This window comes from Mycobacterium sp., assembly GCF_032162105.1.
Taxonomy (GTDB): domain Bacteria; phylum Actinomycetota; class Actinomycetes; order Mycobacteriales; family Mycobacteriaceae; genus Mycobacterium.
The window spans coordinates 1-13024 of sequence record NZ_JAVRPS010000585.1 but is presented as its reverse complement, the minus strand read 5'-3'; the positions used below and the strand labels follow the sequence as shown (position 1 = coordinate 13024).

Annotated in this window: 13 protein-coding genes and 2 pseudogenes; 1 reads left to right on the top strand and 14 read right to left on the bottom strand. The window is 67.9% G+C overall.

Translation table 11 applies throughout. The annotated features are described in order from the left end of the window. From QOC69_RS29990 to pcaH, 7 genes and pseudogenes are all read right to left on the bottom strand, one after another. Window positions 1–441 (bottom strand): annotated as a pseudogene (locus QOC69_RS29990) (lytic transglycosylase domain-containing protein); the annotation flags it as partial. 103 nt (window positions 442–544) lie between these two features. After that, window positions 545–1237 (bottom strand): 3-oxoacid CoA-transferase subunit B, encoded by a 693-nt coding sequence (locus tag QOC69_RS29985; protein WP_526446149.1) that lies wholly within the window; start codon window positions 1235–1237, stop codon window positions 545–547. Further along, window positions 1234–1932 carry a 3-oxoacid CoA-transferase subunit A gene (locus QOC69_RS29980; RefSeq protein ID WP_526446148.1) on the bottom strand — a complete coding sequence of 233 codons (699 nt, stop codon included), beginning with the start codon at window positions 1930–1932 and terminating at the stop codon, window positions 1234–1236. Before QOC69_RS29980 ends, QOC69_RS29985 begins: the two co-directional genes overlap by 4 nt. Continuing rightward, window positions 1929–3107 carry a bifunctional 3-oxoadipate enol-lactonase/4-carboxymuconolactone decarboxylase PcaDC gene (pcaDC, locus tag QOC69_RS29975; RefSeq protein ID WP_526446147.1) on the bottom strand — a complete coding sequence of 393 codons (1179 nt, stop codon included), beginning with the start codon at window positions 3105–3107 and terminating at the stop codon, window positions 1929–1931. Before pcaDC ends, QOC69_RS29980 begins: the two co-directional genes overlap by 4 nt. Next, window positions 3104–4309, bottom strand: coding sequence for a lyase family protein (locus QOC69_RS29970; protein WP_526446146.1), 1206 nt, complete (start codon window positions 4307–4309; stop codon window positions 3104–3106). The genes pcaDC and QOC69_RS29970 overlap by 4 nt, the downstream gene beginning before the upstream one ends. Window position 4310: 1 nt before the next feature. Then, the gene (pcaG, locus tag QOC69_RS29965; RefSeq protein ID WP_526446145.1) at window positions 4311–4865 is read right to left on the bottom strand and encodes a protocatechuate 3,4-dioxygenase subunit alpha; all 555 of its coding nucleotides are present in this window, start codon (window positions 4863–4865) and stop codon (window positions 4311–4313) included. Beyond that, window positions 4862–5650 (bottom strand): protocatechuate 3,4-dioxygenase subunit beta, encoded by a 789-nt coding sequence (pcaH, locus tag QOC69_RS29960; protein WP_526446151.1) that lies wholly within the window; start codon window positions 5648–5650, stop codon window positions 4862–4864. The genes pcaG and pcaH overlap by 4 nt, the downstream gene beginning before the upstream one ends. A gap of 83 nt (window positions 5651–5733) precedes the next feature. On the opposite strand from pcaH, the gene QOC69_RS29955 reads away from it, so the two are divergent. Then, window positions 5734–6483 (top strand): IclR family transcriptional regulator, encoded by a 750-nt coding sequence (locus QOC69_RS29955; protein WP_526446144.1) that lies wholly within the window; start codon window positions 5734–5736, stop codon window positions 6481–6483. Between the two features lie 18 nt (window positions 6484–6501). Here QOC69_RS29955 and QOC69_RS29950 read toward each other — a convergent pair whose 3' ends face one another. The 7 genes and pseudogenes from QOC69_RS29950 to QOC69_RS29920 form a co-directional block, all read right to left on the bottom strand. Beyond that, a complete protein-coding gene (locus tag QOC69_RS29950; protein ID WP_526446143.1) occupies window positions 6502–7986 on the bottom strand; it encodes a flavin-containing monooxygenase in 1485 nt (494 codons plus the stop codon). 32 nt (window positions 7987–8018) lie between these two features. After that, a complete protein-coding gene (locus QOC69_RS29945; protein WP_526446150.1) occupies window positions 8019–8576 on the bottom strand; it encodes a 2,3-bisphosphoglycerate-dependent phosphoglycerate mutase in 558 nt (185 codons plus the stop codon). A gap of 71 nt (window positions 8577–8647) precedes the next feature. Then, window positions 8648–9415, bottom strand: a pseudogene (locus QOC69_RS29940) (FecCD family ABC transporter permease); the annotation flags it as partial. A 95-nt stretch (window positions 9416–9510) separates the two neighbouring features. Further along, window positions 9511–10389, bottom strand: coding sequence for a siderophore-interacting protein (locus QOC69_RS29935; protein WP_526446142.1), 879 nt, complete (start codon window positions 10387–10389; stop codon window positions 9511–9513). A gap of 291 nt (window positions 10390–10680) precedes the next feature. Continuing rightward, window positions 10681–11772 carry a Rieske 2Fe-2S domain-containing protein gene (locus QOC69_RS29930; protein WP_526446141.1) on the bottom strand — a complete coding sequence of 364 codons (1092 nt, stop codon included), beginning with the start codon at window positions 11770–11772 and terminating at the stop codon, window positions 10681–10683. After that, window positions 11769–12761, bottom strand: a complete 993-nt coding sequence (locus QOC69_RS29925; protein WP_526446140.1) for a PDR/VanB family oxidoreductase — start codon at window positions 12759–12761, stop codon at window positions 11769–11771. Before QOC69_RS29925 ends, QOC69_RS29930 begins: the two co-directional genes overlap by 4 nt. Window positions 12762–12767: 6 nt before the next feature. Then, window positions 12768–13024, bottom strand: a 257-nt coding sequence (locus tag QOC69_RS29920) for an aldehyde dehydrogenase family protein (RefSeq protein ID WP_526446139.1), incomplete at its 5' end; no start/stop codon positions are given.

Here is a 13024-nt window from a genome sequence, read left to right as displayed (position 1 = left end):
ATCGATGTTGCGGTCGTAGACCTCGAGCAGTGCCGGCGGGATGCGCGGTCGCGTGACCGCATCCCAGTCGGGGTGGCGCCCGATCGCGCGGTAGGCGGCCTGCTGTCGGCGCGCCGCGGCTACCAGCCCTGCCTCCGGTGTCGACGGGTCACGCAGCGCCTGCTCGTCAGCGACGAGATCGTCGGCCAACTGCATCGGGTCTGCGGCCAGCTGCGGTTGTGCGCCCGCGGGGCCATCCCCTGCGGCGGCCACCGTCGTGTCGTCGAGCATGGTCGCGCCGGGCCGTCCGGTGGCGGCCACCGTCGTTGGGGTGGACCCGGCGACCGACGGCGTCAGTGGTGGTGTCGACTCTGAACAGCCGAGAACTGCGAACACGACGGCGGCGAGCACGACCGAGGCACGACACTGCTGCCGCGCGGCGACTGCACGGTCACGGCGCATTGGGTCACTCCCGTCGACTGCCTTTAGGAACGACGCCCTCCGGAGAAGGCGGGCTCTGCACCGCAGCCTAGGTGCCGGGCGTGCTCCCGCGTCCGGCTTCGGCTCAAGACCGAACCAGGTCGAGCTGCATCCGCTCCGCCAGCGCCGCGACGCCGATTCCGAAGGTCTCGGTGACGTGGACGTGCCCTTCGCCCGTCGGGTCGACGTGGAAGATCCCGTGGTCGGTGTACACCCGGCTGACGCAGCGGAGCCCGGTCAGCGGATAGGTGCACAGCGGGACGAGTTTGGCGGTCCCGTTCTTGTCGAAGAGATTCATCATCACGAAGACCTGCTTGGCGCCGATGGCCAGGTCCATCGCGCCACCGACCGCGGGGATGGCGTCGGGGGCGCCGGTGTGCCAGTTCGCGAGATCGCCGCGTCGACTCACTTGGAAGGCACCGAGCACGCACACGTCGAGGTGACCGCCGCGCATCATCGCGAACGAGTCGGCGTGGTGGAAGTACGACGTGCCTGGCGTCTCGGTGACAGGGACCTTGCCTGCGTTGGTCAAGTCGGGGTCGATGTCGTCGCCCGTGGCGGCCGCGCCCATCCCGAGCATGCCGTTCTCCGTGTGCAAGACCACGCCGGAAGCCGGTGCCAGGTAGTCGGCGACCAGCGTCGGCTGCCCGATGCCGAGGTTGACGTACGAGCCGGGCGGGATGTCACGGGCGATGATGGCCGCGAGTTCGTGTCGGTCCAACGGTCCGCGGTCGAGGTGCTCGACCACTGCGGGTCGGGTGCGCACGGTCTCGGTCATGACGCCGCCCGGGTGCGGTGGCCCGACAGCGACGACAGGTCGAGGATGCGGTTGACGAAGATTCCCGGAGTCACCACGGCCTCCGGGTCGATGTCGCCGGGATCGACGACGCGGGCGACCTCGGCGATCACGAGCTTCGCCGCGGTGGCCATCACCGGCCCGAAGTTGCGGGCGGTCTTGCGGTAGACCAGGTTTCCCATCCCGTCACCGAGGTGTGCGCCGATCAACGCGACGTCTGCGTGGATGGGGTACTCGAGGACGTAGTCACGGCCCTCGATGGTGCGGACTTCCTTGCCCGCGGCGAGCGGCGTCCCGATGCCGGTCGGACAGAAGAACGCGCCGATACCCGCGCCCGCGGCCCTGATCCGTTCGGCCAGGTTCCCCTGCGGCACGACCTCGAGGTCCACCTCGCCCGCGCGATACAGCGCGTCGAACACATAGGAGTCGGTCTGGCGCGGGAACGAGCAGATCACCTTGGCCACGCGTCCGGCGGCCAACAGCGCGGCCAGGCCGGTGTCTCCGTTGCCTGCGTTGTTGCTGACGATGGTGAGGTCCGTCGCGCCCTGCGCGATCAGCGCGTCGATCAGCGTGGTCGGCATTCCGGCCATCCCGAAGCCTCCGACGAGAATCGTTGCACCGTCGCGGATTCCGGCGACGGCGTCGCTGGGTGACGTGCAGATGATCGTGCGGCTCACAGCTCACCGCCGTCGATCTCGGCGAGCACCCCGGAGGCGATCCGGAAGGCGGTGTTGGCGTCGGGCACCCCGCAGTAGATGGCGGTCTGCATGAGCACTTCCTTGATCTCGTCGTTGCTCAGGCCGTTGCGGCGTGCGGCACGCAGGTGCATCGCCAGCTCCTCGTGGTGGCCGCGGGCGACGAGTGCGGTGAGCGTGATCATGGATCGGCTGCGCCGATCAAGGCCGGGGCGGGTCCAGATGCTGCCCCAGGCGTATTCGGTGATCAATCGTTGGAAGTCGCCGGTGAGCTCGGTGGTGGCCGCCGAGGCGCGGTCGACGTGCGCGTCACCGAGGACCTCGCGCCGCACCTGCATCCCCGCGCCGTAGACGTCCTGGGTCGTCGTCGTCCGCGGGGATTCACCGCCCCACAGGTGCTCCAGAGTGAGCTCGGCGACCCGCTCGGGTGCCTCCGCCGGGGCCAAGTGGCCGACCCCGTCGAGTACCACCAGCCGGCCGACCTTCACTCCAGAGGCGATGCGCCGCAGCGATTCCGGTGGGGTCGGGACATCCTCGCTACCGGCGATGGCGAGCACGGGGATGACGATCTCCGCCAGCCGGTCGCCGACGTCGAAACCGGCCAGCGCTTCACAGACCTGTGCGTAGGACTCGGCGTCGGCGTCGCGCAGAGCGTGGAGAAGCGCGGCGCTGACATCGGCCCGGCGCTCGGTGAAGCCTGGTGCGAACCAACGCTCTCGGGCGCTGTCCAACAGCGCCGCGGTGCCCGACGCCCGAACGGTGGCGGCACGTTCCCGCCAGCCCTCCGCGGTCCCGATGGCCGCTCCGGTACAGAGCACGGTGGCCGTCGCGATCCGGTGCGGTGCGTCGAGGGCCAACTGCAAACCGACGCAGCCCCCGACGGAGTCGCCGGCGTAGTGGAACCGAGCGCCCGGTGCCGCGCCGTCGACCAGTGCCAGTATCCCGGCGGCGAGTTCGGCCATCGTGAACGGTTCGGCCGTACCGTTCTCGCCGTGCCCGGGCAGGTCCCAGCCGATGACGTGGACGTGCTCCCGCAGTCGAGCGGCTGCGTCCCGCCAGAGCGAGACGGCCGAGGTGCCCAACGACGGGCCGAGCAGGAGCAGCCCGCCATCGTCGGGTCCGCCGAAGTCGACGGCGGTGATGCGTGGAATGGTCATGGCGTGCCCTTGAGGTATTTGGCTGCGCGCTCCAGCGCGGCGTCGATGAGCTGGTCGGCCGCACCGAGATAGCCCGGAAGCGCTGAGCGGACGGTCAATTCGGTCATGCTCCGCTGCTCGGCGAGGATCTCCCCGGCCGACGCCAGGTTGGCCGCGCAGCGGGCGGGGTCGACGTTGAGCTCGGCGAGCAGCTCCGTGGTGTGCGCGGCGGCAACCACGGTCCGGCGGGCCAGGGTACGCAGCGTGGCCCATTCGGCGTGCCATGCTCCGTCGGCTCTTTCGTCGACGTTGGTGGCGGACGCGCAGTGCAGGGTGGCGGCGAGCGGTCCTGCCGTCAGCGCCGCCCGACGGATCAGCACCGAGCGCACCGGGTTCTCCTTGTGCGGCATGGTCGACGAACCGCCGCCACGACCCTCGCCGAGTTCACCAATCTCGGCGCGGCTACCCGTTGCGACGTCGGCAGCGATGTGTCCCCAGGCGTCGCAGCAGGTGACCAGGGCGTCGCCGGCGCGGGTGACGGGGGAGCGGGTGGTGTGCCAGGGCGGCGACGGCACGAGCCCCAGCGACGCGGCGAACGCATCGCTCAATGCGATGGCGCCCTGCGCGGATCCGGCCAGTTCCGTCGTCGCGGCCAGAGTGCCTGCCGCGCCACCCATCTGGACCGGTAGTGACGCCCGCAGGTCGGCCAAGGGCTCTGCGGCATCCAGCACGCCGCACAGCCAACGCGACACCTTCACGCCGATCGTGCTCGGGAGAGCCGGCTGCGTCAGCGTGCGCGCGAGTGTCATCGTCCCGCGATGAGTCTCGGCCAGCGTGCCCATCGTCTGTACTTGGGCGGCGAGTTCGTCGTCGATCCGATGCAGAACCTCGCGCACGCACAGCACCAACGCGGAGTCGAGGACGTCCTGGCTGGTCAAGCCGCGATGCAACCACCGCGCGGTCGGATCCGTGCTGCGGTGTCGCAACAGGGTGACCAGGCCGCTGACGGGGTTGCCATCGACGTCGGCGCCGCGGGCGATTGCCTCGAGGTCGCCGTCGGTGAGGGCATCGTCGAGCCTGGCTCGGGCATGGACCGGGGCGACGCCACCGTCGACGATGACGTCGAGCCAGGCCTGCTCGACGGTGACCATGGCGGCCAGGAACGCACTGTCGCTCATCAGCTCGCCGGCGAGATGGTCACCGGGCCAGAACAGGTCGGTCACGTCAGTGTCCCGGGTAGCGCAGGAAGACGGTCTCGTCGTCGCCCTGCAGGCGGATGTCGAAACGCAGGCCGTGCTCGTCGCGGCGCGCGATCAGGGTGTGGCGGCGTTCTGCCGGGATGGATTGCAGCAGTCGGTCGGCGGCCAGGTGGTCGCCCGGCAGGTACGCGCGGGTGAACAGGCGGTTGAGCAGCCCGCGGGCGAAGACGGTGACACAGATGAATGGCGACGAGCCCGGCGCCGTCGGCCCGGGAACCACGGTGGAGAAGGTGTAGCGCCCTTCGCCGTCGGTGGCGGACCGCCCCCATCCGGTGAAGGTCCAGCCGTCGCGACGCAGTGAGCCGGTGGCGCTGGGGATCTCGCCGTCGGCATCGGCCTGCCAGATCTCCAGCAGCGCGTCCGGAACCGGAGTGCCATCGCCGTCGGTGACCACGCCGTGCAATTGGATCGCTCCTGCGGTTCCTGGTGGCACCAGGTGGTTGTCGCCGGCGAACGGCAGCGCGGTCCCGAAGAAGGGTCCGATGGTCTGTCCGGGGGTGGCGGTCAACAGCGTGCTCATCGTTGGCCGTCGCCGTTCTCGGAGTTCTCGACGGGGGTCCGCGCCGATCCGGTGAGCACGATGTCCCACCGATAACCGGTCGCCCAGTCGTGCGTGGTGAGCTCGTGGTCGTAACCGGCCACCAGCCGATCCCGCGCCTTCTGGTCGGTGATGGACTGGAAGATCGGATCCAGTGCGAACAACGGGTCGCCGGGGAAGTACATCTGGGTGATCATCCGAGAAGTGAATTCGGTTCCGAACAACGAGAAGTGGATGTGCGCCGGTCTCCACGCGTTGTGGTGGTTCTTCCACGGGTACGGCCCGGGCTTGATCGTGGTGAAGCGGTACCAGCCGTCGTCGTCGGTGAGGCAGCGCCCCACGCCGGAGAAGTTCGGGTCCAGCGGCGACGGGTGCTGGTCGCGTTGATGGACGTAACGGCCGCCTGCGTTGGCCTGCCAGATCTCGACGAGCTGACGGCGCACCGGCCTACCGTCACCGTCGACGATCCGTCCGGTCACCACCATGCGCTCGCCGATCGGCTGGCCGCTGTGCTGGATGGTCAGATCGGATTCCAGCTGGTGCACGTCGCGCTCACCGAAACACGGGGCCCACAACTCGAGGCCCTCCGGGTCGGCGCGGACCAGGGTCTTCGTCGGATGCCGCAGCCGGCTGCTCCGGTACGGCGCGTAGTCGACCCGCGGCTGGGTCTCCTCGAAACCGACCTGCTGACAAGATGATTCGATGGTGGCGATCTCCGCGCTGATCTGAGCCTGGCTCGCCAGTTCGTTGGGCGCCGTGCCGGCCATCAGTGCTGTCACAGTGAGCACGGTATCGCCGAAGCGTGCCAGCAGGGCAGCGTAGAGTTCCGCTCAGCGGAAGGAGTCGGTAAATGGCGGGAAACACGTCGACGCCTGGGGCCAGTGTGGCGTCACGATTGCTGGCGATGATCGGGGCGTTCGACGAGAAGCATCGCAGCCTGACACTGACCGAACTCGCCCGCAGGGCAGGCGTTCCCGTCCCCACCGCCCATCGGTTGGCCGGGGAGATGGTGCTGGGTGGGGCGCTGCAGCGGCGCGACGACGGTCGCTACGTCGTTGGCCGCCTGCTGTGGGAAGCCGGCCTGGTCGCCACGATCCAGGGCACGCTACGGCAGGTTGCCGAGCCGTTTCTGCACGACGTGTATGCCGCTACCTGGGCCACTGTTCACCTTGCCGTCCGCGATGGCGACGAGGTGCTCTATCTGGAGCGAATGATGGGCCGCGCGTCGGTGCCCATCGTCAGCAGTGTGGGCACCAGACTGCCGATGCACTGCACCGGCGTTGGGAAGGTCCTTCTTGCCAACGCGCCCCCCGACGTGGTCGCGCGGGTGCTGGGTGGCCTGACCCGGGTCACGCCGTACACGATCGTGTCGGCTTCGGTGCTTTCCGCACAGCTGCAACGGATTCGGCGCGAGGGGGTCGCGACGACGAACGAAGAGATGTCGCTGGGAGCATGCTCGCTGGCCGTCCCCGTCGTGCGGTCGTCAGACGATGCGGTCGTGGCCGCGATCGGCGTCGTGGTACCCACCCTGAAGCGCGATCGCCAGCGGCTGCTCGGCGCCTTGCAGGTCGCCGCGCGGGGCATAGGCCGTGCGCTGTGACGCCGGGCGGACTCGCAGTCATCCGCTGTCGTCGATGAGCGACCAGTAGTTCCGTTCGCGCTCGGTCAGCTCGTTCGACGTGATCGCACCGAACGCGGCGGCCTCGCGGGCGAACCGTTCCGGGGCATCGGGCAGCGCGTCCGGGCCCTCGAGTCGGAAGCAACTCGGCGCGAGGGGGCCGAACAAGAGGGCGCGGCGTAGGTCCGGCCAATTCTCGAGGTGCGGCTCGACACCGGCGGCGCGCGCGAAGGTCAGGGCCGCCAGGTTCATTCGAGTCTTCTGGGACGTCCCCCGCCTGGAGCGATAGGCATCGATCGACTGCCGCTGGGTGGACTCACTGACCGCCGGAATCGCGCCGCCCCACAGGTAGGCGATCCACCTGGCCTGCAGTTCCAGCGGCACGAAGTATCCGCCCGACTGGTCCCACATACCCATGAAGGCCAGCCCGTCGAGGTCGGGGTGAAACGTGTAGCGATCAGCGTCCAGGTGCACCGCATCGAGGTCGAGGACCGCGCGGATGTCCTCACCGAGAAACGGCATGCACAGATCGAAGCCGGTGCCGAATACGATCCCGTCGAACTCCTCGGCACACCCGTCGATGAAGGTCACGGTCGAGTCGGCGACGGATTCGATCCATGGACGCACCGTGATCCGGCCCTCCGCGACGAGCGGCAGGTACTGCTGGTTGAGGGTGACTCCAGCGGCGAAGAGCGACGCGTCGGGCGCCGGGGCGCCGTACTGCTGCGGGCTCCCTCCGGCCTCGACCACGATCTCCTTCAGCTGTCGGTCGATCTCCGTTGCCGGCAGGCGCTCGCTCGCCAGGGCTCCGTATCGGGTGAAGATCCGGTGGTCGGAGGGAACGCCTGCGGCGAATTTCGGCAGAACGTAGCGCTGTCGGCGCTGGGTGACCACGACGCGGGCTGCGCCGAGGTGAGCGAGTTCGACCGCGATCTCGAGCGCGCTGACCGCGCAGCCTGCGACGAGAACACGTTTGCCGAGATATGCGGAGGGTTCCCGATAGTGGTAACTGGAGATCACTCCCGCCGACCCGGCGAATGTGTCGAGGCCAGGAACCTCTGGGATCGCGGGCGCATGGAACCTGCCGCTGGCCACCACCACTCGGTCGAAGCGCATGGACCTTCCGGAGTGAGCCACCAGCCATCCGGCACCGTCTCGGGTAAGGAGCTCCACCCGGGTGTCGAGCCGGATGCGGGAATCGATTCCGAACGCCTCGGCATAGCGATGCAGGTAGTCGAGGATGTCTTGGTTGGATTGGTAGACGAGGTCACTGTCGTGGGCCAGGTCGCTGAAGGCGGTCATGACGCGGCTCGTGTTGGTGCGCATGGTCGGCCACACACCGCTGTGGCCATCAAGGCCCGTCCACTGACCGCCCAGCATCGGACCCTGCTCGAAGATCGTCGGCTCGAATCCCCGAGAGAGCAGCCAACGCGCCGCGATCAGCCCGCCCGGCCCTGCCCCGATCACGGCGACGCTTCCGGTCATCGGGGAACTGTCGCACGGTGCCGACGAGACTGTTACGGCTTTGTCACGAATCCGCCGGCGGCAACCTCGGCGATCCCCGCCGCTGCCGCGGATCGGTCGAGGTAGGTGCCGCCCGGCACCCGTGGGACGAGGGCCTCGTCGAGGTCGTAACGCAGCGGCACCCCGGTGGGGATGTGCAACGAGCGCACCTGCTCCGGAGACAGGTCGTCGAGGATCATGCACAGTGCGCGTAGTGAGTTGCCGTGCGCGACAACGAGGGTGACTCGGTCGGCGGCCAGGTCGGTGGCGATCGCGTTCCGCCAGTAGGGGAGCAGTCGCGTGCGTACGTCGGCGAGTGATTCGGTGGTCGGCAGCTCGTCCGCGGGCACTTCGGCGTAGCGCGGATCGCGGACCGGATGGGTGGGGTCGTCGTCGCCGATGGAGGGTGGTGTCGCGTCGTAGGAGCGACGCCAGCGGCCGGACAGCTCGTCGCCGAACTCGGCACGCACCGCCGCGCGGCTTCTGCCCTGAAGTGCGCCGTAGTGACGTTCATTGAGCAGCCAACTCCGGTGGACCGTCGGCGTACGCGGAGTCGACTCGGCAAGAACGATTTCGGCGGTGTCGCCAACAGCAGGGCCGGCGTTACGACGGTGGCGTAGGCGAGGATCCAGCGCCAGTCCCGGCCGGTGAACCTGCGCACCGCGTGCGGCACTACCATCAGGCCGACGAAGCCGATCGGGCCCGCGCCTGCGGTGGCCGTGCCCGCCAGCAGGGCGACGGCGATCAGGCTCAGGGCCTGGGTGCGGGCGACGTTGCCGCCCATGCTCTTTGCCAGGTCGTCGCCGAGGGCGGTGACGTTGAGCGAGCGTCCGACGGCCAGGCACAGCAGCACGCCGATGGCGATGAACGGAGCGATCGCCGCGGCGACCTCGAGGGAGCGGCCGTCGAGCGCGCCTGCGTCCCAGAACCGCATGTTGTCGAAGGCTCGTGGGTTGCGCAGCCGGACGGCGTAGCCGATGCCGTCCATCACCGCGCCGACCGCGACGGCGGCGAGCAGCACGCGAACCGGGGGGACGGTGGCGCGACCGGTCATGCCGACCAGGTAGACCAGCAGCATCGCGAACAGCGTGCCCGTGAAGGCGAACCAGATGCCGGTCATGCCGAGGAAGGCGATCGCGAAGACGACGAACAGCGCTGCACCGGAGTTGATCCCGAGGATCTCGGAGTCAGCCAGCGGATTGCGGCCCACTGCCTGGATCAGGGTTCCCGACAGGCCGAGGGCCCGCCCGACGAGCAGGGCGAGCACGGTGCGGGGGATACGTAGGTCGTGCACGATCCACTGGTCGCCGATGTCGTGGTAGTCGGTGACGGCCTGCCAGACGGTTGGCAGGGTGACGTTTTCGGTGCCGATGGCCAGGCTGGCGACACACGTCAGGGCCAACAGCGCCACGGCGAGGAGCAGCCCGACGACCCGGCTGCGTTGGGTCGGGTGGCGCTGTGTGGTGGCCGGAGCTGTCGGCGCCGGCGCGGGGGCGGTCACGGTGTCTAGAGGCCGGCTCGCTCGAGCGCTTCGTCGAACTCCTCGTCGGCCACCTTCTCGCCCTTGCCGTCGGCCAGGGCGCGTTCCCAGACCGCCACGACGTCGTCCTCGACGAGGGCGAACTTGGCGTCCCAGGTCTCGGAGTCGAACCGCCAGTAGCCGGTGACGTCGAGCTGTTCGATCGTCCACCCGTGGCCGCGGAAGTGCTTGCGCACGGCCCGGGATTCTGCGGCCTCCCCGGCGAACCAGCAGTAGCCGCGGCCGTCGGGAAGCGTCAGTTCGCGGACCAGCTGCGCGAGTTGGCTTGGGGCGTGGCCGTTTCCGGTGCCGACGCTTTCTACGATGGTGACGTCCGGATGGGTGGGCAGATAGTCCAGGTCCTCGTGTTCGGCGACCTCGACGATGGCGGTGACGGGGATGCCGCCGGGAAGCTCGGAGATGATGCGGGCGGCGGCGGGCAGCCCGGACAGGTCGGTGACCAGCAGCTGCCAGTGGGTCGTCGGCTCGGGCCGGTACCACGATCGAGCGTGGTCGAGTCCGACCCGGTCGCCGGGGCCGGTCGCGCTGGCCCACGTCGTTCCGGCTCCGCGGGCATGCAGGATGACGTCGAGTTCGATCCGGTCGCTTGCGTGGTACCGCACAGAGTAGTTGCGACCCTCGGCTCCCGACGATGGGTCGACGTAGCGGGTCCCGTCGGGGCCGTCGACGACCGGCGGCGGGATGCGTTCGCCGTCGGGCGTGACGACGGGAAAGTAGACGCCGACGGCGGAGTCGCCGCCTGGCTTGACCTCGAGCGCTTCGGGGTCGTCGACCTGCAGCGCGATGCGGCGCAGGCGTGGGGTCAGCTGAATCGTCTCGATGACGGAGGCATACGAGAAGCTCATCGAGCTTAGGCTACCCTAAGCGACGTTGGGACAGCTCGCGGGCGAGGACCGTCTCACGTGCGGAAGGTCGCTGGCTCGAAACCGGCCAGGACCATCCACCATCACCGCAAGTTCACGAAATCCACGCAATTCATCGGACAAAACGGCCGTTCGGGAAACACTCGCGAGGCGATAACGCAGAGAACCTCACCAGCGCCCGCTAAACCGCCATAGTCGAATCCTTCGTACTGTGCGCGAGAAGGCTGCGCACTACTTGGGCTACGGGTGGATGCGCAAAGCGTCGAAGCGTCGCTAGCCACCAGGTACGAGCGGCCGATCAGGGCTGAGTGAGTAGGCCCTGCTGTTGGGTGCGAGACCGGGACGTATCGCGGACCGGCCCGCTTCCTTGGCCAACATCACCCCAACGATGCGTCGAGCGCGCAGTGCGGCGGCATCTGCCTGAAACTCCACCCCGCCCCGCCATCCGTCGTAGCCCGCGTGCCTGGACGCCATCTCCAGGATGGAAGTGTCGCGTTCGCTTACCCCGGTCAGGAACGACCTCAAACCGGTGGTCACCGCGTCACTATCGAGTGCGTAGTTACGCGAGCCCTGCATGAACACGTGAGTCGATGTGTCCGTCTCGGGCGTGATGGCGTGGGTCCGCGTGGTGGTGTACACCTTGCCGGCCGAGGTCTCAATATTCCAATATTGGCGATGCATCCCGGGCGAGACGAAAGTGCCGCTCTCACTATGCTTATACAACTGGGCCCGGTCGAGTCCGGTGGCGTTGACGTGCCAGTCAGTGAGGGGGAGTTCCGGCATGATCCGGGTATAAGACACTGTGGTCTCGGTCACCTCGACATCGCTGAACGCCGGCATACTGTCAAGTCCCGGAGGCAGATCTCTCGTATGAACGACAGGCGCGTAGCTGAAGTCCAAGTAGTGTTCATGAACCATCATGTAATTGGCGTCCACGTGCCACGTATCCGCGAATGTCGACCACGCCGGGTCGTTGATCCACGGCATGCGTGGCGGCTGACTTCCGGTGGCAGCGGCCGGCTGTCCCGGCCAGATCCAGACGAACGGCGGTTCCTCGAAGACGGGAAACACGCGCACCCTCATCCCGGTAGGGACTTGGGGTTGGGTCGGTGTGTAAACGCACTTGCCTTCGGCGTCGTAGGTGCATCCGTGATACCCACAAACCAAGCGGTCTCCGTCGACGCGGCTGTGCGACAGCGGGAAAGCTCGATGGGCGCAACGGTTTTCGAAAGCGGTGACCACGCCGCTCATGCCGCGCCACAGCACGACATCCTTTCCGAGCAACTGACGTCCCAGCGGCGAGTCGGTTATCTCCTCGCAGGTGGCGGCGACGTACCAGCATTTCTTCGGATAGTTGGTAATCACAGGTCCAGGACCAACCTCTCGGTGCGTGAGCGCGACACGCATACCAACATGACTTCGCCGGCAACTTTCTCAGGTTCGGTGAGCATCGAGTCGCGGTGATCCGGGGTGCCCTCCAACACTCGCGCCTCGCAGGTGCCGCAGACGCCTTCATAGCAGCTCGCCATGATGGGAATGTCCGCTTCCTCAAGGGTTTCCAGAATCGACTTGTCGGCTGTGATCTCCAGAGTGATTCCGGAACGCTGGCACACCACCTCAAACTGATCGAGCGCTTCAGCGGCCTGCTCTGCACTCGGCGCCTTGGCGGCGAACCTCTCGATGTGGAGGGCCCCTGTCGGCCATTGGGCGCAATGTTGCTCGACCGCCGCGAGCAATGGCTCCGGCCCGCAGCAGTACACCAAGGTGTTGTCCTCGGGATCCTTGAGAAGCGATTCGAGGTCGAGAAGACCCCGCTCGTCCTGCGGCCACACCGTGACGCAGTCGGAATAGCGCTCTGCAAGCTCATCAGCGAAGGCCATGGACGCCTTGGTCCGTCCGCCGTATAGGAGCGTCCAGTCGTTGCCTGCCTGCTGGACAGCCTCGATCATCGCGGCAATCGGCGTGATGCCGATACCCCCCGCTATGAACCGGTAGCGTGGTGCGTCGACAAGCGGAAAGTGGTTGCGGGGGCCGCGAACCCGCACGGTGGCACCCTCGGCGAGATTTTCGTGAACATACCGCGAACCACCGCGACTGTTCGGATCGAGCAGAACCCCGACGCGCCAGACCGGACCGCGAGGGTCACCGCAGAGCGAGTACTGCCGCGTGAGCCCGTCTTCGAGGACCAGGTCGATGTGGGCTCCCGGCTCCCAGGGTGGTAGGTCTTGGGACTCCGGATGAGCAAGGTCTAGCACCACCACACCGTCTGCCGGTGTGCTGCGGCGGCGGACGATCAGGTCCGCCGTGAATTCATGGACGTTGGCGCTGGGCATGGTGATGGCGGGCGCAGACACTGGTTATCACGCTGCGGGTGGCATGTAGATGGTCTTGTACTCCTGGAACGCGTGCAGCCCCTCCGGACCGAGTTCGCGTCCCATGCCGCTCTGTTTGATGCCCCCGAACGGGGCGACCGGATCGTTGACGTAGTGGTTGACCCCGACGGTCCCCGAGTGAACGCGGCGGGCGACGTTGGTGGCGCGTTCGGGATCCGAAGACCACACGCTCCCGCCAAGACCGTAGACACTGTCGTTGGCGAGTGCGATGGCTTCCTGCACGT